The organism is Virgibacillus siamensis (assembly GCF_900162695.1).
Classification (GTDB): Bacteria; Bacillota; Bacilli; order Bacillales; family Amphibacillaceae; genus Lentibacillus; species Lentibacillus siamensis_A.
Genome location: NZ_FUIH01000007.1, coordinates 686,954 through 706,152 on the forward strand (window position 1 = coordinate 686,954; position 19,199 = coordinate 706,152).

Consider the following 19,199-nt stretch of genomic DNA (forward strand, 5'->3'; position numbering starts at 1 on the left):
CAATTTTTTATAGAATATGGACAGTTTAAAGCAATGACTTTCAATTTTTAATCGTATAAACTTAACGTAGTCCATAGAAGGGAATGCTTATTTTGAATGAATCCCTAATTGCGGCCTATCATGCACATGGATATGAGGAACCTTTTGACTACCATTCACATCAAGAATATGAAATTTATTTTTTTCACGCCGGCTCATGCAGGTATCTTATCCACAACAAGATTTATGATTTGGTTCCTGGAGATATTCTTTTAATGGATGGAATGACACTTCATAAACCTAATGTTCGTCAAAATAGTGAATATGTCCGCAGTGTTATTCATTTCTCACCGACATGGATTAAAGGTGTCCTTGAAGAAATGGGAAGTATGTCTTTACTTGATCCTTTTAAAAAGCTGCACCACTGTTTAATTCGGACAAACGAAAATTCCGAATCGAGACGTTTAGAGGAAATTGTTTGTCGGCTTGCCAAGTTAAGATGGACAACCGATTTACAAGATCGTTATGCAGAAACAGAAATGAAAGTGTTGTTATTACAAGCGCTAATTAGTGTGAATCGACTCGGTAGAATAGATTCTATAAAGCTGCCAAGTTATAAAGCAGACAAAACGGAGCATGCGGAAAATATCGCCACTTTTGTCCAATCAAATTATATGCAAAAGTTAACATTGGACACGATAGCAGAAGCCCTTAATCTTAGCAGGTCATACGTTTCACATGTTTTTAAAGAAATGACGGGATTTACAGTGATGGAGTATTTAATGGGGTGTCGCTTAACACAAGTGAAATATTTACTTGAAATGGAACCAGGCAAAGCCTTAAAAGACGTTGCTATTGAAAGCGGATTTGAAAGCGTTTCCCATTTCAGTCGTTATTTCAAAAAGAAAGTGGGCGTAACGGCGCGAGCGTATCGTAATTTACGGAAATAATTAATAGAGAGGAGAATTAATCTATGAAAAAAGTAAGATTAGGTATCATTGGTCTAGGTGCACAAGGCGGCGCTTATGCAGGGTTTATTACAGAAGGCAGAGTACCAAACATGGAAGTCGGGGCTATTTGTGATACCGATATAGATAAAAAGGCCGTGGCTAAAGAAAAATATCCAGAAGTTCCTTTTTATGATAATTATATTGACATGCTTGAAAGCGGCAATATTGATGCTGTTGTTACGTGTGTTCCACATTACCTGCATCCAGAAATGGGAATGGAATCACTGAAAAGAAATATCCATGCATTGGTCGAGAAACCAGCTGGTGTATATACAAAGCAAGTTAAAGAATTAAATGATTTTGCAGCAACAAAACCGGACGTAACGTTTGGTATTATGTTCAACCAAAGAACTAATGAATTATACCAAAAAGTGAAAGAAGTTATTGACAATGGTGAAATCGGTAACATCCGCCGAACGAACTGGATCATTACTTCTTGGTGGAGACCACAGGGCTATTATGATCAAAGTGCATGGAGAGCAACATGGGATGGTGAAGGCGGAGGTGTTCTTGTGAACCAGGCACCACACCAATTAGATTTACTGCAGTGGATATGCGGTATTCCGAAAAAAGTATATTCCAATGTGAAATATGGTTATCAAAGGGATATCGCAGTGGAAGATGAGGTTACGACGTTACTTGATTATGGTAATGGTGCAACAGGTGTATTTATTACGTGTACACATGACATTATGGGTACCGACCGTTTTGAAATTCATGGCGATAAAGGAAAAATCGTGGTTGATGACAGTAAAAAGGTCACAATTAAACGGATGCATAAATCGGAGCAAGAAATGAGCGATACAATGGCTTGGGAAGATGTTACAAAACTTTTCATGGGCGGGGACCTGTCAGAAGTATATCGTGAAGAAGTGCTTGAATTCGAAAGTGTTTGGGGTGCACAGCACACTGCGGTCATGGAAAACTTCGCAGCGAATATTTTAGATGGAACACCATTACTTGCACCTGGCAGTGATGGGATACACGGTGTTGCTTTAGCAAATGCTATTCATTTATCAAGCTGGTTAGGTAAAGAAGTGGAACTTCCAATTGATGAAGAAATCTACCTGTCGGAATTAAATAAAAAGATTGAAGCGGAAAAGCGGTATGCTGTTAAAAAGTAAGTTGTCGACTTAATTATGTGATAATTTTTAAAGGGGTTTAGATCCATGCTGAAAATAGCAGTTATTGGACTTGGTGATATATCTAAAATTCATATTCCTGTTATCCGGGATAATCCAGACGCAGCGTTAGTTGCAGTATGTGATATTGATGAGGCATTAAAGAATTATTTTTCGGGTGTAAACTTTTATACCGATTTCCATGACATGTTGGAAAAGGAAATATTGGATTGTGTCCATATTTGTTTGCCGCACCATTTACATTATGCCGCTACGAAAGCATGTGTGGAAAAAGATGTTCACGTATTTCTGGAAAAACCGTTAGCCCGGAATGCAGAAGAAGGTTTGGCTCTGGTTGGTTTGGAGGAGGCATACAAGAACATTAAAATATGTGTGGCCTTTCAAAACCGTCTGAATGAAACATTTGAAAAACTTAAGGAGATGATTGACAGCGGGAAATACGGCAGCGTAACCGGATTAAAGGGTCTGGTGACATGGTTTAGACCGAAATCGTATTACGATGTAAAGCCGTGGCGGGGTATTATGAAGCAAGCCGGTGGCGGTGTCATGATTAATCAAGCGATCCACACATTGGACTTAATGCAGGTTATTGGTGGTGAAATTGAAACAATAAGGGGATCGATTGACAACTTATTAGATTATGGTTATGAAGTCGAAGATACTGCAACAGCTAATATTCAATTTAAAAACGGCGCAGCAGGGTTGTTTTTTGCAACCGTAACCAATGCAGCAAATTCTTCAGTGGAACTTCAAGTGATCCTTGAAAAAGGGAAATTAACGATTAAAGACAGTATTTTAACGAAGCTGAATGATGATGGTAAAAAAGAAAAGGTTATTGAAGATACCAAACTGCCCGGTGCTAAATTTTATTATGGAGCAAGTCATGCAAAATTAATTAATCATTTTTATTTTTGTATCGAAAATGATACGGATGATTATATTCATGCGAAGGAAGCACAAACCTCGATGGAAATAATTAATGCAATTCGCGGATCATCGGAAATAAAAAAAGAAATAAAAATGGAGGTATACCAATGAATAAAGGAAAAATTGGCGTTCAAATGATGATGCTTAAAGGTAAAGTTGAAGAACTTGGAGCTTATGAAACTTTGAAAAAATTACATGAGTTAGGTTTTAGTGCAGTGGAAGTGTCACAGATTCCAATGACTGAAGAAAATGTATCGGAGTTAAAAAGGGCAAGTGAAGATTTTGGTATAAAAATTGCAGCACTTTCTGCAGGTCTAGAGCCAATGATGCCGGGTTCTCTTGGGGAAACGTTAAAAGGTGATTTTGATAAAATTGTGAGTGATTGTAAAACGCTGGATTGTAATTTTGTTCGTATTGGTATGCTGCCATTAACTAAAATGGCTGACAAAGATAAAATAATGGAGTTTATACATGATGCTGAAATAATGGCTGGGCGCTTGGCTGAGCACGATATTGAATTGTATTATCATACGCATCATATTGAATTCCAAAAATACGATGGGGAATATCTTCTAGACCTTATGAAAAACAACACGTCTAAGTTGGGTTTTGAATTGGATGTTCACTGGATTCAAAGAGCAGGTGAAGATCCTGTGAAAGTTATTCAACATTATAAGGATCGTATTTCATTATTACATTTGAAAGATTACCGTATTGGAAAATTAGATGTGAATGATGAAGATTTTAAAGAATTGGGTAAATTCTTTGGGAAATTTACCAATATTATTGAATTTGCAGAAGTCGGTGAAGGAAATCTTGATATGAATGCGGTAATTGCGGCCGGTCTTGAGAGCGGCGCTCAGTATTTCTTAATTGAACAGGATGATACATATGGACGTGATCCATTTGATTGTTTAAAAACATCCGCTGAAAATTTAAGAGAATTAGGATATGCAGATTGGTTTTAATAAGTTTTTGGGAACAAAGGGAGTGGATGATACATGAATAAGGATGGAATGAATTACGCACCCAAAGGTAAACCCAATCCGGTTGTGAAAGAAGGGGAGTTCCCGGTTGCAGCTGCAGCCCTTGATCACGGCCATATTAATGGAATGTGTAATGGATTAGTAGAAGCAGGCGCTGCACTGAAATGGGTATATGACCCTGATCCTGAAAAAGTGAAAGCGTTTGTTGAACGATTTCCAGGTGTTCAAATTGCGGATTCATTGGAGCAAATTTTAACCGATGAATCGATAAAATTAGTAGCAGGAGCAGCTATTCCTTCTGAGCGGAGTGCGTTAGGTAATAAAGTAATGGAAGCAGGTAAAGATTATTTCACAGATAAAACACCTTTTACCACAGAAGCCCAGCTAGAAGAAACGAGGCATGTAGTGGAAAAAACCGGACAAAAATATATGGTTTATTTCAGCGAACGACTGCATGTGGAAGGTGCCGTGTTTGCAGGTGATCTTATTCATGATGGTGCAATCGGAAACGTTATTCAGGTGACTGGGTTTGGACCGCATCGTTTGAATGCACCCAGCCGTCCGGATTGGTTTTTTAATAAAGAACAATACGGTGGTATACTATGTGATATCGGAAGTCATCAAATTGAACAATTTTTATATTATGCAGACTGTAAAGATGCTGAAATTTTACACAGTAAGGTAGGAAACTATAATAATCCCGACCATCCGGAATTGGAGGATTATGGTGATGCCACAATACGTGGAGATAACGGTGCAACACAATTTTTTAAGGTGGATTGGTTCACACCGGAAGGGTTGAGTACATGGGGGGATGGCCGCACCTTCATTACGGGAACAGAAGGAACAATTGAAATCCGGAAATACGTTGATGTGGCACGTGCGGAGTCCGGCGATCACCTCTATTTAGTAAATAAAGATGGCGAGAAACATTACGAGTTATCAGGTAAGGTAGGCTTTCCCTTTTTCGGTGAACTTATAAAGGATTGTATGAACCGTACGGAAAATGCGATGACGCAGGAACATGCGTTTAAGGCTGCGGAATTATGTTTACAAGCACAGAAACAGGCAATTGTTGTATCACAGTAAGAATAAATAAGGCTGTTCTGAAGTTCTGAAAAAATAATAGTTTGACAGATATGTACAACCCATCATTATGACGGGATTGTACATATCTAATAATTACCCTTCAAAGCAGGTCTTTTTCAATTTGTTTCATCTGATAAAAATAACCTTCCAATTGCATCAGTTCTTCAAATGTTCCAGATTCGATAATTGTCCCTTGGTCCATAACAATGATTTGATCCATTTGCTCAAGTCCTGTCAGGCGGTGACTGACAAGTATAAGTGTATCTGCTTTCGCTTGATCAAACAGATGTTGATAAATGGAATGTTCCGTAAGGGCGTCTATGGAGGATGTTGGTTCATCCAATAACCAGACTCGCGCACCCTTTAACATTGCCCGGGCAATCGCGAGCCGTTGTTTTTCCCCGCCGGAAAGATTTTCACCTTTCTCAAAAACAGGATCGGACAAGGTAAAATGATCAAGCTGGAGTTTTTTGAGCACTTCCCACATTTGTGCATCGGTTAAATCATCTTTGGCAAGGAGCAGGTTACTTCTGATTGTTCCATAGAAAAAATGATTTTCCTGTAAGACGACATTGGTTTCTTTCCATATATCCGTGTCTTTCAGGTCATCGATTAAAATGTCATCAAACCGAATATTTCCGGTATCGGCTTGATTCATTTTGAGTATTAACTGCAGCAGTGTTGATTTTCCACATCCACTGGGGCCGACAATAGCGGTCTTTGAACCGGCCGGAAAGTGTACATTCACATGCTCTAAAGCCTTGCGTTTTTCGCCCGGAAACGAAAATGTGATATTATCCATTTTAATATGGTGTGCTGTATTAGGCTGAATTTGCCCTGTTTTTTCAGGTTTCCTTGATTTGTCATGGTGTACAACCGAGAAAAGGCGTGTTGCTGCCCGCATACTGTCTTGCAGATGAATGGGAAAGACAGCCATTGGCGGTGCATCTTCAAAAACGGTCAGGGAAATCATCAGCAGCATTGCCAGAAAAATACCTTCCAGATGTCCCTCCACTACAAGATAAACCCCAGTTGCCAGGACACACCAGGATACAAGCAGGGAAAGAAATGTATTAACGGATTGACTGTATATCGTATTGATATTTTCTTTCTTCTGTTCGTTAATATATGCTTTGGATGATTGGAGCAGATTCGCTTTTTTTTCGTCTAGCTTTTGATAAATCTTCAAATCACGGAATCCATGAAATAGTTCGGTGACTTCCGTTGATAAACCGCCCCGTTTTTCACGGACGCGGTTGTCAATGTTTGCCTGTCTCAGAGTGAAGAGGGCGGGTACTGCGACAACTGTCAATAATAGCCCCGCTAGTAAAATTAACGCTGCATAAATGGAATAAAAAGCGGTAAACAGGATGGTACTCAAAAAAACAGTAAACAGTACAATCGGCGGATAAAAAACGCGTAAAAAGAAATTTTGCAGAGATTCAACGTCGCCAACAATTCGTGCCAGAAGATCGCCGCTTCGATACCTTTGCAAGATTCCCGGGGCAAGTGGTTCCAGCTTTTCAAAAAATGCAACCCGCAAATTACTTAATATGGTGAATGTTGCCCGATGGGAAAAGTACCGTTCGGCGTATTTGCTTATTGCCTTTGTGATTCCAAGCATTTTTACCGTCGATGTTAAAATGATTAACGCATATAAAGGAGGAGCAAGTGCAGCTTTGGAAATAAGATATCCACTGGCTGCAAATAAACCAACCGCAGAAACCCCGGCAATGAACGCAAAAAGAATGGAATAAACAATATCTTTCTTTTCAATCATCATTAATTTCATAACGATCACTAAATCTTTCATTCTGCCACTCCTCCTTGCTGTACGAGAACCATATCCCTGTATGCTGCAGCTGACTTCATCAGCTCATTATGTGTTCCTTCAGTGAGCAGTCTGCCATTTTCAAGGAACAGTATTTTATCAGCTTGCTTGATGGTGTGAAGCCGGTGGGCAACAGTTATTACGGTGGCATGTTGCGCCAATTGCTTCATGGAACTTTGCAGGATTTGTTCTGTTTGCAGATCCAAGCCTGTTGTTGGTTCATCAAACAGTATGATGGATGGCTTCTTAAGAAACGCTCTCGCGATAGCGATTCGTTGTTTTTCCCCGCCGGAAAGTCCTCGGCCGGCTTCTCCCACAGGTGTATCAAATCCGTTTTCAAGGGCCTGTGCCATGTCTGCAATTCCTGCTTGTTTTGCCGCCATTTCCACTTCATCGCGTGCAGCGTCTGATTTTCCGCCAATTGCAATATTCTGTGCAATGGTACCGGAAAAAATATACGGGTTTTGTGAAATATAGCAGAGTTGGTCAAACCAATCTTTCTCCTTATATTCTGAAATCAATTTATGGTTTACATGGACACTTCCTTCAGACAGCGGGATCAGACCAGCAATCAAATGGAGAAGCGTTGATTTTCCGGAACCGCTTCGGCCGGCGATGGCAATCTGCCCAAACGAAGGTATTTCTGTAGTAATATTTGTCAACGCGAATTGGTTTTCGCCATAACTGTAACCAGCATTCTGTAATGTAATACTAGGTGGCATCGTATTTTTGGGGAGGTCTGCATTTCCCCATGTGACAGTCCGGCTTGGTTCAGCAAGTTCATCCATCACTTTTTGAGCCGCTCCCATACTGCTTCTGCCATTGTGAAACGTACTGCCTAATTGCTTTAGCGATGAATAAAACTCGGGAGCAAGCACTAGTACGAAGAAAGCGGTGAAAAATGAAATGCTTTCGTAAATAATTAACTGAATCGCTACTTCAAGCGCAATGATTCCAATGCTTAGCATAGAAATCAGTTCAAGCATGAAAGATGAGGTAAAAGCAACTTTTAAAATCTGCATTGTAGCATCCCGGAATCCAAGACTGTTTCTTTCAATTGTTTCGTTTTGCTGTTTTGCCCGTCCGAATAATTTCAATGTCGTAAGTCCCTGTAATGTATCAAGAAAACCTCCGGAAAAAGTGGAAAGCTTGTCAAGTTGTTCCTCAGACTTCTTTTTTGTCTGCAGCCCAATAATAATCATAAAGATAGGAATGAATGGTGCAGTGATTATCATAATAAGCGCTGTGTTGACGTGCTGCGTCAGGACAACTGCTAGAATCAGCAGCGGTGTAAAAGATGTTTGTATCATTTGGGGGATGTATTGGCTGAAATAATTGTCAATTCCATCAACAGCATCCATCATAATGCTTGTCTTTTTCCCTGATTGTCCCTCCAATAAGGATTGTACAGGGCTTCTCCCATACTTATTTAGAAGTTCTTTACGGAAATAACCTTTTACTTTTGCCGCCATCAGTATGCCGGTTCTGCCGCTTAAATAGGTGAATAGGGTCCTGATCAACAGAATAATCAGCAGGATACCCAATAATGGAAGGGCGTCTGAAAAAGACATTTCCTTCACAAAAACCCCATCAACAATTGTGACGATAAGATAACCTTGTCCAACAATTGCAGCACCTATTAAGATTGCCGAAAACAGCAGAAACAACATGCTTCGCTTCTGTATAAATGCCATATCTTTTAAACTATTCATAATCGGATCATTCCCCCGAGACAGGAAATCATATCAGTCACGTTTACCTTTGACATAGTCAGCATTGAACAGGAACAGTTTCATCAATAAAATAAGTGAAGGTATCAGCAATAATAAACCTCCAATAAATGCCGCGATTAATGCAATGGCCATCGAATCATTTGTAACACCATCACTAATGGTTATATATGGATCCAGTATATATGGCAAATGTCCCTTTCCATAGCCGAAGAAGGCAAAGAAGAACTGCAGCATGACACTTATAAAGGCAATGCCAAAATATTTTTTCTCATAGATGAGCCATATCGCAATCATGAAAAATCCAACAGACAATCCAAACATCCACCATAGATCGAGCATAGCTTCAAAGTGCCGTTCATTGTGCTGACTCAATGCGATAAATGTTGTTAAACTGGCGATGATGGTTGGAACGCTCCAAAATAATGCATATTTCCGAACCAAATTTAAAGCGGGCTTATCGTTTGCCCGTGATGCATAGAAAGTCAGGAATGCAGCACTTATATAAAGCACGGAAACGATGGCAAGGAATACAACGCTCCATGCATAAGGGCTGGTGAACAATTCCAGATACTGAAGTGAAACGACGCCGTTTTGTTCAACAATAAATCCGCCTTCCGACAATGTTAAGGCAATAGATAATGATGCAGGGATCAACAATCCGGTTGCTCCATAAAGGAACATGTATATGCTGCTTTGCTTGGAACCGTAATTTTCGAATGCATAAAATGAACCACGGATTGCAAGCAAAATGATTGCAATACTTGCGGGAACCAGAAGCGCAGACCCATAATAATAAGCTGCTTCAGGGAAAAAGCCAACAACACCGACAAAGAAAAACACAAAAAATACGTTAGTAACTTCCCAAACCGGTGACAAGTATCTGGAAATTAATTGATTCATGATGTGATCATGTTTGGTGATTTTTGCGTAATATGCAAAAAACCCTGCACCAAAGTCAATGGAGGCTACAATCAGATAGCCATACAGAAAAATCCACAGCACACTAATCCCTATAATTTCATAGCTCATTCGATATCACCCTTTTCAATAGTTGGGTATTGTTTTTCCAACTCTTCTTCTGCTGGATTATTCCGGAACATCTTCCGTAACGTAATGACGCATAATGTTCCTAAGACGATATACAGGCCCAGGAAAAGGAAGAACATCAGACCGATATATTCAGAAGAGGTCGCGGCCTCTTCAACTCGCATATACCCGCGGATAATCCATGGCTGCCGGCCAACTTCTGCAAGTATCCAGCCGAACTCGATTGCAAGGAATGCTAAAGGTCCGCACACAGCAATTAGTGACAGCATCAGCTTATGATGTGCATTCCAATTTTTTATCTTTGTAACGATAAAATATAGCAGTGGTATGGCTGCCAAAATCATGCCGATTACGACCATTAAATCGAACATATAGTGTATCCAGAGCGGCGGCCGTTCATTTTCGGGGAACTCTTCCAACCCGGTTACTTCACTGCTGAAATCGCTATGTGCCAAAAAACTTAATGCGCCGGGGATGCGGATTTCTCCTGCTGGTTCATTGTCTTCATCCAGCCAGCCGAACAATATTAAATCAGCATTATTTTCGGTTTCAAAATGCCATTCAGCTGCCGCCAGTTTCTCTTCCTGGTGGTTGGCGAGAAATTTAGCAGAAATATCGCCCGACAGCAAATTAACCGATGCGAAAATGAACGTAACGGTCAGGGTAAGTTTCAATGCCTTTTTATGGTAGGCAACACCCTGATCGGTTACTTTTTTCTTCAGAATCATAAAAGCGGCAATGGCAGCAAGAAGAGCAGCACATGTCAGATATGCAGAGCTCAATACATGGAACACCTTTGATGGGGTAGCAGGGTTCAACATAGCTTCAATCGGATTTACCGCGGTAAACGTACCATCCTCCGTAGTAAATCCATCAGGTGTATTCATAAATGCGTTGACCGTTGTAATGAATATGGCGGAAAAACCACCGCCAATGATGACTGGCAATGACAGCAGCCAGTGTGTAATTGGTTTTTTAAATCGATCCCACGTGTATAAATACATACCGAGGAAGATTGCTTCAAAAAAGAATGCGAATACTTCCATAAATAACGGCAGGCTGATCACGTTTCCTGCAACCTGCATAAAGTTGGGCCACACGAGTGACAGCTGCAAGCCAATCGCTGTTCCCGTTACAACCCCAATTGCCACGGTAATGACAAATCCTCGTGTCCAACGTCTGGCTAACATCAGGTAATGTGGATCATTCTTTTTAATACCGATAAGTTCTGCCAGAGAAATCATAAGCGGAACACCAACACCGATTGTTGCAAAGATAATATGAAATCCGAGTGTCATTGCGGTAATAAGTCTGGCAATTAAGACTGTATCCATTGCCGAAACCCTCCTTAAAAACTTGTTAGCGAGAATGTGGCGGTTAACCGTATTATGCCTTTGAAGCTAGTATAAGCTTTCTGTAATAAAAGAGCTATGGCGGATATATGACATTTCAGAAGCAAGGATGGCGTAATTTTTAGCGTAAGCGTTTAACAATCTGTTGTGCTTGATATTCCCTGTTAACGAAAGAAATAAGCTTTCTTTTATCCGCATTTTAGAAGGCAGGCTATCCGACGTTATTCTGTTATATTCAACTGTAAACCGTTAAAATAGTAAGCAGGTAGAAAATAGTAAGGAGTGGTATCATGACAGTCACCAATAATAAATCAGCCAAAAAGGGTACGCACATACGAGTGAGTAATCATGCATACGTAGAGTTAAAGCAATTCGCCTGGGAGAAGAATCAACCGTTGAGTGAAATGATGGATGAAGCAGCGATTTTTTATTTGGAAACCCAGAAAGAGAATATTCGTGATTTATTTAGACAGTAAAAAACACCGGAAACCGGTGTGAAGAGGCTGGATTAACGGACAAAGACATTGGGAGTGCAGGGAAAAAATAACGAGGCTGGGACATATCAAAAAGTGTGATTCAAAAGACGAACAATCTAGCGATTTAGCGAAGTATATTTCCGGAGCGGTTATACGCTCCATTTTTCATTTAGTTGTTCGGATAAACACTTTTGTCCCAGCCTCAATTATTTTCGCGTCATGTTAAGCAGATTTAACAAATCATCAGATGCTTGTTCATACGTTTCCGATTTGATGTTTTCTTTGATACTTTTAATCAGGTCCAGTGCCTCTGGATCAGTTGCTGTAAGAATTTTGACATTGCCGTTAAACATATCATTGATTTCCTGTTTCGCCTGAACCATGTTGTCATGCTGATTTTTATCTGTATCATTGACCCCTTGTGGTTCACCTTTTCCAGACATGCCCTGTGTGCCGCTAAGGAGCTTTTGTTGCATATCATCGTATTTGTGGCTCGTAGTTGTTTGTTTTTTACGGGCAAGCACAACCGAATCATCAATTACAAATACTTTAACTCCGGTTATCCCAACCCCTTTCAGCATTGATTCAAAGTAGGAAGAAACCCCCCCGGCATGAATTCCCGAACTGCCGATGGAACTATATAAATCCTTTCCCATTCCACTGTATGAAGTACCTTCCTTGTTCGTCGTCCCTTTTTTATCACTGGATTCACCCGGAATAACAGATGGGTCATTAAGATCATTATGATTGGCGGTATCTGCTGTATCCGGGTCTGCTTTTTCAGCATTCGTATTCATGGACCCCTGCTGATTCATACAAGCAGATAAGAATGTCAGCAGCGTGCAAATAAGCCCAATGGTAATTAATTTGTTCACTTTATTCATATGAAGCCCTCCAAATCCAAATTATTTTATAGTGTGCACCAAAATTTTGTATGTATGATTGGTTATTTTTGGTGACATAATAAGGTCAAATTTCTTCCGGGGAATTATTTATCCGCGGAAGGTTTAGGAGGTGAGTTCATTGGCAGACGATGAAAATAAGCATGAAGAAACAGACATGTCCCGGCGGAAGTTTTTACGAAATTCCGGATATGCTGTAGGCGGTCTGGCAGTAGGTGGCGTTCTTGGCGGTGTTATCCCATGGGGCACCGATGATGACGATAAGAACAAATCAGCTAAAAAATCACAAAACTATAATCAAGCCTTAATGTTTTTTACGCAGGCGGAATTTAAAACAGTCGATGCGGCAACGGAACGGATTTTTCCAAAAGATGAGGAAGGTCCCGGTGCGCATGATTTAGGTGTTGCATTTTTCATTGACCATCAGCTTGCCGGTTCATACGGGTTTAACGCAAGAGATTATATGCAGCCGCCATTTTTTCATGGTGAAAAGGAACAAGGTTACCAGGGCAGGTTGAAGCGACGGGAGATTTTTAAAATTGCTTTGCGTGAATTGCAGAATTACAGTCATCAAAAGTTCAAAAAAGGATTCACGGAATTGTCGGAGGAACAGCAAGACAAGATTTTGAAAGATTTCCAGGAAGATAATGTGAAGCTGACCACGATTTCTGCAAGTGGATTTTTTGATTTACTGCGCAGTTTGACACTGGAGGGTTTATACAGTGACCCGTTATATGGCGGAAATCGTGATATGGATGGCTGGAGAATGCGAAATTATCCGGGTAACCAAATGAATTATACAAATATAATTGAAGATGAATTCAAGGATATTGAACCGAAGAGCCTGCATGATCATATGTGAATTTAAGAATTGAGGTGACAAACATGGTAAAAAAGCTTCCTAAAGCAGATGTGGTCATTGCCGGTGTTGGCTGGGCGGGAGGCATTATTGCTTCCGAGTTAACAAAGCAGGGACTGCATGTTGTTGGATTGGAAAAGGGGCAAGAACGAAAAACGGAAGATTATTATATGGTTCATGATGAACTGCGCTATGCAATTCGTTATGAACTGATGCAGGATTTATCAAAAGATACGATTACATTCCGTGGAAATGAAAAGATGCGTGCACTTCCAATGCGCCAGTATGGTTCTTTCCTTTTTGGCGACGGTCTTGGTGGTGCCGGTGTGCACTGGAATGGTCAGACATTTCGGTTTCTTCCCTATGATTTTGAGATTCGCAGCAAAACGATAGACCGCTATGGAAAGAATAAAATACCAGCGGATATGACGATTCAGGACTGGGGGATTACGTATGATGAGTTAGAGCCTTATTTTAATAAGTTTGAAAAAATGGCGGGAATATCCGGAGAAGAAAATCCGCTTGGCGGCAAACGTTCGGAAAAGTATCCGACAAAGCCGATGAAACATTCACCACAGATGAAAATGTTTAAAAAGGCGACTGAAAATCTGAAATACCATCCTTATACGATACCTTCAGCAAATCTATCGGAAGCGTATACGAACCCGGATGGAATTTCCAGGTCTGCATGCCAGTATTGTGCATTTTGTGAGCGCTTCGGCTGTGAATACGGTGCAAAGGCGGATCCGGTCGTAACGGTTCTGCCTGTTGCAGAAAAAACGGGAAAATTTGACCTTCGTACACACTCATGGGTCAGAAGGGTTATGCATAATAATGAGGGAAAGGCTACCGGTGTCCTCTATACGGATGTAACAACAGGGGAGGAAATTGAACAGCCGGCAGATGTAGTTGTTTTAACAAGCTATGTTTTTAACAATGTAAAACTCCTGCTGAATTCCAAGATCGGAAAACCGTATGATTCTTCTACAGGAACAGGTGTAATAGGGAAGAACTATGCATATCAGGTAGTAAAGGGAGCAGCATCCGGCTATTTCAAGGATCAAAAGTTTAATAATTTTGCGGGCGCGGGTGCACTTGGTATGGTTATCGATGATTTTAACGGGGATAATTTCGATCATTCAGATGTCGACTTTATTCATGGGGGGTACTTATCGCTTACGCAGACCGGAAAAAGGCCGATTGCCTCAAATCCGATACCAAAAGGATCACCTGTATGGGGAAAGGAATTCAAGAAAAATTCCCTGAATTATATTAATCAGACATTGTCTGTTGGTGCTATGGGGGCCAGCATGCCATATAAGCACCATTATTTGGATCTCGATCCGGTTTATAAAGACACATTCGGTGATCCGGTTGTACGGATGACATATGATTTTGAAAAGCAGGATCAAGCACTTGCCAAGTTTACCTCCAAAAAATCCGCTGAAATTTTAAAAGAAATGGGAGCGGATAAAATTGATTCGATGGATGAGCTTGGTCCGTATAATATCACGACGTACCAGTCAACGCACAATACAGGCGGTGTTATTATGGGGGCCGATCCGCAAACATCAGCGGTAAATAATTACTTACAAGCGTGGGATATGGAAAATCTGTTTGTTGTTGGTGCTTCAGCATTTGCGCATAATGGAGGATATAACCCGACAGGTACAGTCGGAGCATTGGCATACCGGGCAGCGGAAGGAATCATGAAATTCAATAAAAAAGGCGGAATGCTTGCATAGCACATTAGAGGGAAATCGACCGGCGAGGGATGATTCCATCGCCTTGAAGGTTGATTCCATTCTTGGAAAGGTTGATTCCTTTGTCTTGAAGGTTGAATTTATCCGGGTAGAGGTTGATTCCTTGCCTTGAGGGTCGATTTCATCTTGGAGAGGTTGATTCCCTTGTCTTGAAGGTTGATTTCATCCGGGTGAAGGTTGATACCCTCGCCTTGTTGGTTGATTTCATCTTGGAGAGGTTGATACCTGGCCCTGAAGGTCGATTTCATCTTCGAAAGGTTGATACCCTCGCCTTGAAGGTCGATTCCATCCGGGTGAAGGTTGATTCCTGTCCAATGTTGGTTGATTCTATGTGTCTGATGGTTGATATTCACCTCAGAAGGTTGATATAACGCTGGTTTTACGGTACTTTTTTTCAAAATATGGTCTATTGCAGTTGACATCATTCTTGCGATAGCGATAATCGCACAATTGTCCCAGGCTTCTTCTATTTTCTCTATAATGCTCGCATTGCGGCTATTTTCCAAGCCGAAATGCGAGCATTATACTGAATTTGTGCATTCCCATCATTAAGGTTCCGGCCATTATCTGGTCAAAGTTGGTGTTGAAAGGAAGAGGAAGCAGTTTGGCAGAATCAATTTGGGAAGGGGTGCAAAGGTGTGCTGTGATTTCAGTGAGGAAGGGATTTTGAATTCCATCTGTAAAGGCATTCAGGATGAATATTAGACATGCCGGCATCAGTATCATGCCACTGCGAATTGCGTAACGCTTTTTTTGCCTGCCGTATAGACGATGCCTTGGGTCATGGACTGTAATTGGCCGCCACATACTTGACAGAATAAAAAGTAACAACATATACCCATTATGGAGAAGGGTATGTTGTGAAAAAATGTTTAAAAATACAGGCAGATGATACATCAGGAATAATATTCCAAAAGCATACAGCGAAATAACCGGTGGTAAAAAAAGTTTGTTGAATCCTTTCATAGCCGGTACCTTTGACAGTTGACCGGGTATCCCAAGAATAAGGAGCGGTGGGATAATAAAAAATAGAATGCTCATTTGCAGCATGTGTGTACTGAATGAAAGATGACTAATAGCGGCTATTGGACTTCCTGTAGTGATATAGCATAATCCCAAGCCAAGGAAAAAAAGAAGTGACTGTTTATGAACGATGTTGATATCCGTATATCGTTTCAGTGCCAATATATATAAAACAAATATACAGACAAGTCCCATGAATAAGGGTAGATTCCAAACCGATTGATTTATAAGCAAAACATCAAGCTGCATTAAATCTCCTTTCCTTCAAAGTTTATTCTTGAATTATCATAAATTATTTTATGTTTGGTTTGATGGTTTATAACAAAACGCACAAATCCATTAACACATTGGCTGTTTAGGACAACATTCTCACTATAGATGGGGAATGTTTTTTCTTTTGCCTAAAATGAAATACATAATTCTCTAACAATAATAATATTATAAGAAACAATAATTATTTATTGTAATTCGATAAATTGTAGTTTAATATGAAAATGAAACTATGAATGTGAGGTGTTTTTGATGAAACAAGGGTCGACTCTTTTTTTAAAGGCGGCTGTATTTCTTATTGGGGCTCCGGTTCTTGCTTTGTGCATATTTCCCGTGCCTATTATAGCGGAATATGCGGCAGAACTGTATCCGGAGATCGTTTTTATGAAATTTTACTTATTAATTGTTATGTACGGAGCAGCAATTCCATTTTATTTTGCTTTGTATCAGGCTTTAAGACTATTACGTTATATTGACAGGAACATCGCGTTCTCATCATTATCAGTAACGGCTCTAAAAAATATAAAATACTGTGCAATCATAATCAGTGTCATTTATATAGCAGGCATGCCGCTTTTTTATCTTGTAGCGGAGAAAGACGATGCACCAGGTATTATCGTGCTTGGAATGATCATTATTTTTGCATCAATGGTGATTGCAGTCTTTGCGGCTGTTCTTCAAAAGCTTTTAAAAGAAGCAATCGCTATCAAATCAGAAAACGAATTAACGGTCTGAGGTGAATAAAATGGCAATTATAATCAATATTGATGTCATGCTGGCGAAACGGAAAATGAGCGTTACCGAACTGTCGGAAAAGGTTGGTATAACGATGGCTAACCTTTCTATCCTGAAAAATGGAAAGGCAAAGGCGATTCGTTTTTCAACGCTGGAGGCAATCTGCGAGGCTTTGGACTGTCAGCCGGGAGATATTTTGGAATACAGAAATGATGACAACATCCAGTCATAATGTGAGAGGGGAAGTCACACATGAAATTAAGTTTTTCTGAAGTTTCCCGAAAAAAAACCGCGAAAGCGCAAATGATTAGAGGACTGGAACAACTAGTCCGTTTTGGCTGGGAGCAGGCCCTGTCTTGTCTGTTTCCGGTCGTCATTTTTGTTTCCTTAGCCATCACCCAGATCATGCCGCCCCCGCTTCTGCCCCGGTATGACTGGCTGCTGATCATCTTTCTTTTAATGCAGGTTTGGATGGTGCGATCCGGACTTGAATCCGTGGATGAATTAAAGGTTATAACATTATTCCACCTTATTGGACTTACGCTTGAAATCTTTAAGGTGCATATGGGTTCCTGGTCTTATCCGGAAGAAGGATATTTCAAAGTTTTCGGTGTGCCTTTGTACAGCGGATTCATGTACGCAAGTGTTGCCAGTTATCTTTGTCAGGCATGGAGAAGGCTTCAGATAGAATTGGTTAAGTGGCCGCCGTTTTTAACGGTTGTACCACTGGCGGCTGCAATCTATTTGAATTTCTTCACCCACCATTATTGGATAGACGTTCGTTGGTGGTTATCCGGGCTGGTTATTATCATTTTTTGGCAATCATGGGTAACATATGAGGTTGGTGGAATCCGCTACCGTATGCCGATCGTGTTTTCATTTGTGCTCATTGGATTTTTTATATGGATAGCCGAAAACATCGCAACATTCTTCAGTGCCTGGGAATATCCAAACCAGACAGATGCATGGAGTCTTGTTCATTTAGGAAAGGTGAGTTCATGGCTCTTATTAGTGATTGTCAGTTTCCTGATTGTGGCTGCGTTGAAGCAGGTAAAGGGAAAAATGCCACTAACTTCCTCCGATGAAGCGGAAAAATCAATCTAACCATGGACTTATCATGGTCGTTGCAGATTTAAAAATAAAAAACACTTGATTTCCCGGCGAAAATATGTAAAATAGGGTAGAATCAATTATCGAACACTGCGAAATCAAATTAAAAAGTGTCTGAATTGCCCCCCAAAAAACTTTGAGTGTGCAGACACATTCCCGTCATTCCAACTATTCGATGAAGCAGGATGTCGATAATTATTCCTTATTTCATTTCATACCGGTTAATCTACCGGTAATAAAAGTGTAGTTCCCCCACAAGTCATTCAGGAGAATCACCTTCTCTATCAGTTTTCGGAAATGAATGACACACTTGATTAAACTTTTTTTAGATCTAAAAAAAATAACTGCCTGTAGTATTAAGGCAAAATTTTGAATCCCCTGATTTGGGTTTATTTCGTGAATTGTTTGACGGCGGGTGTATTGCCCGTTAATTATGCTGCAAACAACTCTGTGGATTGGCAGCACCTTTACAACAAGACAGTTGATAAAACAGGTTTTATTGATTGGTTTCCAATTCATGAATTCCTGCTAGTTAGTGTAAAAACGTTTCCAGAGCAAAATAAAAGGGAATGCTAAAGTTAGAATACGTTCGAGGAGGGTTAGACTATGCAATTGTTACCACGAGAAATGGACAAACTGATGATTGTGGTTGCAGCGGACCTTGCAAAAAGGCGGAGACAGAGGGGGCTGAAGTTAAATCATCCTGAAGCAATGGCACTTATTACATATGAGGTTATGGAAGGTGCAAGGGATGGTAAATCAGTTGCTGAATTAATGGAATATGGGGCAAAAGTTTTAACACGAAATGATGTAATGGAAGGAATTCCTGAAATGATAGATGATATTCAGGTGGAAGCTACTTTTCCGGATGGAACAAAATTAGTGACAGTGCATAATCCGATACGATGAATAACATTATGACGGAAATGTAACCGGGTTTGCGGACTTTGGAACAAACGCGGCGG

Annotated in this window: 19 protein-coding genes; 12 read left to right on the top strand and 7 right to left on the bottom strand. The window is 40.4% G+C overall.

Going from position 1 to position 19,199, the window contains the following annotated elements; all coding sequences use genetic code 11:
• Nucleotides 1-83 precede the first annotated feature (83 nt).
• Genes B1K71_RS07045 through B1K71_RS07065 form a run of 5 tightly spaced genes read left to right on the top strand, consistent with a single transcriptional unit; the run spans nt 84 to nt 5,133 of the window.
• The gene (locus tag B1K71_RS07045; RefSeq protein WP_077325439.1) at nt 84-929 is read left to right on the top strand and encodes an AraC family transcriptional regulator; all 846 of its coding nucleotides are present in this window, start codon (nt 84-86) and stop codon (nt 927-929) included.
• Nucleotides 930-952: 23 nt separating this feature from the next.
• Nucleotides 953-2,113, top strand: coding sequence for a Gfo/Idh/MocA family protein (locus tag B1K71_RS07050; RefSeq protein WP_077325441.1), 1,161 nt, complete (start codon nt 953-955; stop codon nt 2,111-2,113).
• A gap of 45 nt (nt 2,114-2,158) precedes the next feature.
• Nucleotides 2,159-3,169, top strand: coding sequence for a Gfo/Idh/MocA family protein (locus tag B1K71_RS07055; RefSeq protein ID WP_077325443.1), 1,011 nt, complete (start codon nt 2,159-2,161; stop codon nt 3,167-3,169).
• The gene (locus B1K71_RS07060; RefSeq protein ID WP_077325445.1) at nt 3,166-4,026 is read left to right on the top strand and encodes a sugar phosphate isomerase/epimerase family protein; all 861 of its coding nucleotides are present in this window, start codon (nt 3,166-3,168) and stop codon (nt 4,024-4,026) included. The genes B1K71_RS07055 and B1K71_RS07060 overlap by 4 nt, the downstream gene beginning before the upstream one ends.
• A gap of 33 nt (nt 4,027-4,059) precedes the next feature.
• Nucleotides 4,060-5,133, top strand: coding sequence for a Gfo/Idh/MocA family protein (locus B1K71_RS07065; protein WP_077325447.1), 1,074 nt, complete (start codon nt 4,060-4,062; stop codon nt 5,131-5,133).
• A 100-nt stretch (nt 5,134-5,233) separates the two neighbouring features.
• On the opposite strand, the gene cydC is transcribed toward B1K71_RS07065, so the two are convergent.
• Genes cydC through B1K71_RS07085 form a run of 4 tightly spaced genes read right to left on the bottom strand, consistent with a single transcriptional unit; the run spans nt 5,234 to nt 11,078 of the window.
• Nucleotides 5,234-6,946, bottom strand: a complete 1,713-nt coding sequence (gene cydC, locus B1K71_RS07070; RefSeq protein ID WP_077325449.1) for a thiol reductant ABC exporter subunit CydC — start codon at nt 6,944-6,946, stop codon at nt 5,234-5,236.
• Complete coding sequence (cydD, locus tag B1K71_RS07075; protein ID WP_077325451.1) at nt 6,943-8,676, bottom strand: thiol reductant ABC exporter subunit CydD; 1,734 nt, start codon at nt 8,674-8,676, stop codon at nt 6,943-6,945. The genes cydC and cydD overlap by 4 nt, the downstream gene beginning before the upstream one ends.
• A 33-nt stretch (nt 8,677-8,709) precedes the next feature.
• Nucleotides 8,710-9,726 carry a cytochrome d ubiquinol oxidase subunit II gene (locus B1K71_RS07080; RefSeq protein ID WP_077325453.1) on the bottom strand — a complete coding sequence of 339 codons (1,017 nt, stop codon included), beginning with the start codon at nt 9,724-9,726 and terminating at the stop codon, nt 8,710-8,712.
• On the bottom strand, nt 9,723-11,078 hold the full coding sequence (locus tag B1K71_RS07085) for a cytochrome ubiquinol oxidase subunit I (protein WP_077325455.1): 1,356 nt from the start codon (nt 11,076-11,078) through the stop codon (nt 9,723-9,725). The genes B1K71_RS07080 and B1K71_RS07085 overlap by 4 nt, the downstream gene beginning before the upstream one ends.
• Nucleotides 11,079-11,386: 308 nt before the next feature.
• Here B1K71_RS07085 and B1K71_RS07090 point away from each other — a divergent pair, with 308 nt between their 5' ends.
• Nucleotides 11,387-11,572: a hypothetical protein gene (locus B1K71_RS07090; protein ID WP_077325457.1), complete on the top strand. Its 186-nt coding sequence runs from the start codon at nt 11,387-11,389 to the stop codon at nt 11,570-11,572.
• 206 nt (nt 11,573-11,778) lie between these two features.
• On the opposite strand, the gene B1K71_RS07095 is transcribed toward B1K71_RS07090, so the two are convergent.
• On the bottom strand, nt 11,779-12,456 hold the full coding sequence (locus B1K71_RS07095) for a hypothetical protein (RefSeq protein ID WP_077325459.1): 678 nt from the start codon (nt 12,454-12,456) through the stop codon (nt 11,779-11,781).
• 130 nt (nt 12,457-12,586) lie between these two features.
• On the opposite strand from B1K71_RS07095, the gene B1K71_RS07100 reads away from it, so the two are divergent.
• Nucleotides 12,587-13,336, top strand: coding sequence for a gluconate 2-dehydrogenase subunit 3 family protein (locus B1K71_RS07100; RefSeq protein ID WP_428848859.1), 750 nt, complete (start codon nt 12,587-12,589; stop codon nt 13,334-13,336).
• 23 nt (nt 13,337-13,359) lie between these two features.
• Nucleotides 13,360-15,078: a GMC family oxidoreductase gene (locus tag B1K71_RS07105; RefSeq protein WP_077325461.1), complete on the top strand. Its 1,719-nt coding sequence runs from the start codon at nt 13,360-13,362 to the stop codon at nt 15,076-15,078.
• A gap of 98 nt (nt 15,079-15,176) precedes the next feature.
• Here the strand turns inward: B1K71_RS07105 and B1K71_RS07110 are convergent, their stop codons facing one another.
• Together B1K71_RS07110 and B1K71_RS07115 are read right to left on the bottom strand one after the other, a co-directional pair.
• Nucleotides 15,177-15,602: a hypothetical protein gene (locus tag B1K71_RS07110; RefSeq protein ID WP_077325463.1), complete on the bottom strand. Its 426-nt coding sequence runs from the start codon at nt 15,600-15,602 to the stop codon at nt 15,177-15,179.
• Entirely contained in the window at nt 15,592-16,368 is a 777-nt protein-coding gene (locus tag B1K71_RS07115) for a cytochrome c oxidase assembly protein (protein WP_077325465.1), read from the bottom strand. Before B1K71_RS07115 ends, B1K71_RS07110 begins: the two co-directional genes overlap by 11 nt.
• A gap of 273 nt (nt 16,369-16,641) precedes the next feature.
• On the opposite strand from B1K71_RS07115, the gene B1K71_RS07120 reads away from it, so the two are divergent.
• The 4 genes from B1K71_RS07120 to B1K71_RS07140 all read left to right on the top strand — a co-directional run bounded on the left by B1K71_RS07120 (nt 16,642) and on the right by B1K71_RS07140 (nt 19,143).
• Complete coding sequence (locus B1K71_RS07120; RefSeq protein WP_077325467.1) at nt 16,642-17,124, top strand: DUF2975 domain-containing protein; 483 nt, start codon at nt 16,642-16,644, stop codon at nt 17,122-17,124.
• A 10-nt stretch (nt 17,125-17,134) separates the two neighbouring features.
• On the top strand, nt 17,135-17,356 hold the full coding sequence (locus B1K71_RS07125) for a helix-turn-helix domain-containing protein (RefSeq protein ID WP_077325469.1): 222 nt from the start codon (nt 17,135-17,137) through the stop codon (nt 17,354-17,356).
• Nucleotides 17,357-17,430: 74 nt separating this feature from the next.
• On the top strand, nt 17,431-18,228 hold the full coding sequence (locus tag B1K71_RS07130; protein ID WP_139343371.1) for a DUF817 domain-containing protein: 798 nt from the start codon (nt 17,431-17,433) through the stop codon (nt 18,226-18,228).
• Between the two features lie 612 nt (nt 18,229-18,840).
• The gene (locus tag B1K71_RS07140; protein WP_077325475.1) at nt 18,841-19,143 is read left to right on the top strand and encodes an urease subunit gamma; all 303 of its coding nucleotides are present in this window, start codon (nt 18,841-18,843) and stop codon (nt 19,141-19,143) included.
• Nucleotides 19,144-19,199 lie beyond the last annotated feature (56 nt).

Coding starts and splice junctions, on each gene's coding strand:
- B1K71_RS07045 (WP_077325439.1), top strand. CDS start 84: ATGCTTATTTTGAATGAATCCCTAATTGCGGCCTATCATGCACATGGA.
- B1K71_RS07050 (WP_077325441.1), top strand. CDS start 953: ATGAAAAAAGTAAGATTAGGTATCATTGGTCTAGGTGCACAAGGCGGC.
- B1K71_RS07055 (WP_077325443.1), top strand. CDS start 2,159: ATGCTGAAAATAGCAGTTATTGGACTTGGTGATATATCTAAAATTCAT.
- B1K71_RS07060 (WP_077325445.1), top strand. CDS start 3,166: ATGAATAAAGGAAAAATTGGCGTTCAAATGATGATGCTTAAAGGTAAA.
- B1K71_RS07065 (WP_077325447.1), top strand. CDS start 4,060: ATGAATAAGGATGGAATGAATTACGCACCCAAAGGTAAACCCAATCCG.
- cydC (WP_077325449.1), bottom strand. CDS start 6,946: ATGAAAGATTTAGTGATCGTTATGAAATTAATGATGATTGAAAAGAAA.
- cydD (WP_077325451.1), bottom strand. CDS start 8,676: ATGAATAGTTTAAAAGATATGGCATTTATACAGAAGCGAAGCATGTTG.
- B1K71_RS07080 (WP_077325453.1), bottom strand. CDS start 9,726: ATGAGCTATGAAATTATAGGGATTAGTGTGCTGTGGATTTTTCTGTAT.
- B1K71_RS07085 (WP_077325455.1), bottom strand. CDS start 11,078: ATGGATACAGTCTTAATTGCCAGACTTATTACCGCAATGACACTCGGA.
- B1K71_RS07090 (WP_077325457.1), top strand. CDS start 11,387: ATGACAGTCACCAATAATAAATCAGCCAAAAAGGGTACGCACATACGA.
- B1K71_RS07095 (WP_077325459.1), bottom strand. CDS start 12,456: ATGAATAAAGTGAACAAATTAATTACCATTGGGCTTATTTGCACGCTG.
- B1K71_RS07105 (WP_077325461.1), top strand. CDS start 13,360: ATGGTAAAAAAGCTTCCTAAAGCAGATGTGGTCATTGCCGGTGTTGGC.
- B1K71_RS07115 (WP_077325465.1), bottom strand. CDS start 16,368: ATGCAGCTTGATGTTTTGCTTATAAATCAATCGGTTTGGAATCTACCC.
- B1K71_RS07120 (WP_077325467.1), top strand. CDS start 16,642: ATGAAACAAGGGTCGACTCTTTTTTTAAAGGCGGCTGTATTTCTTATT.
- B1K71_RS07125 (WP_077325469.1), top strand. CDS start 17,135: ATGGCAATTATAATCAATATTGATGTCATGCTGGCGAAACGGAAAATG.
- B1K71_RS07140 (WP_077325475.1), top strand. CDS start 18,841: ATGCAATTGTTACCACGAGAAATGGACAAACTGATGATTGTGGTTGCA.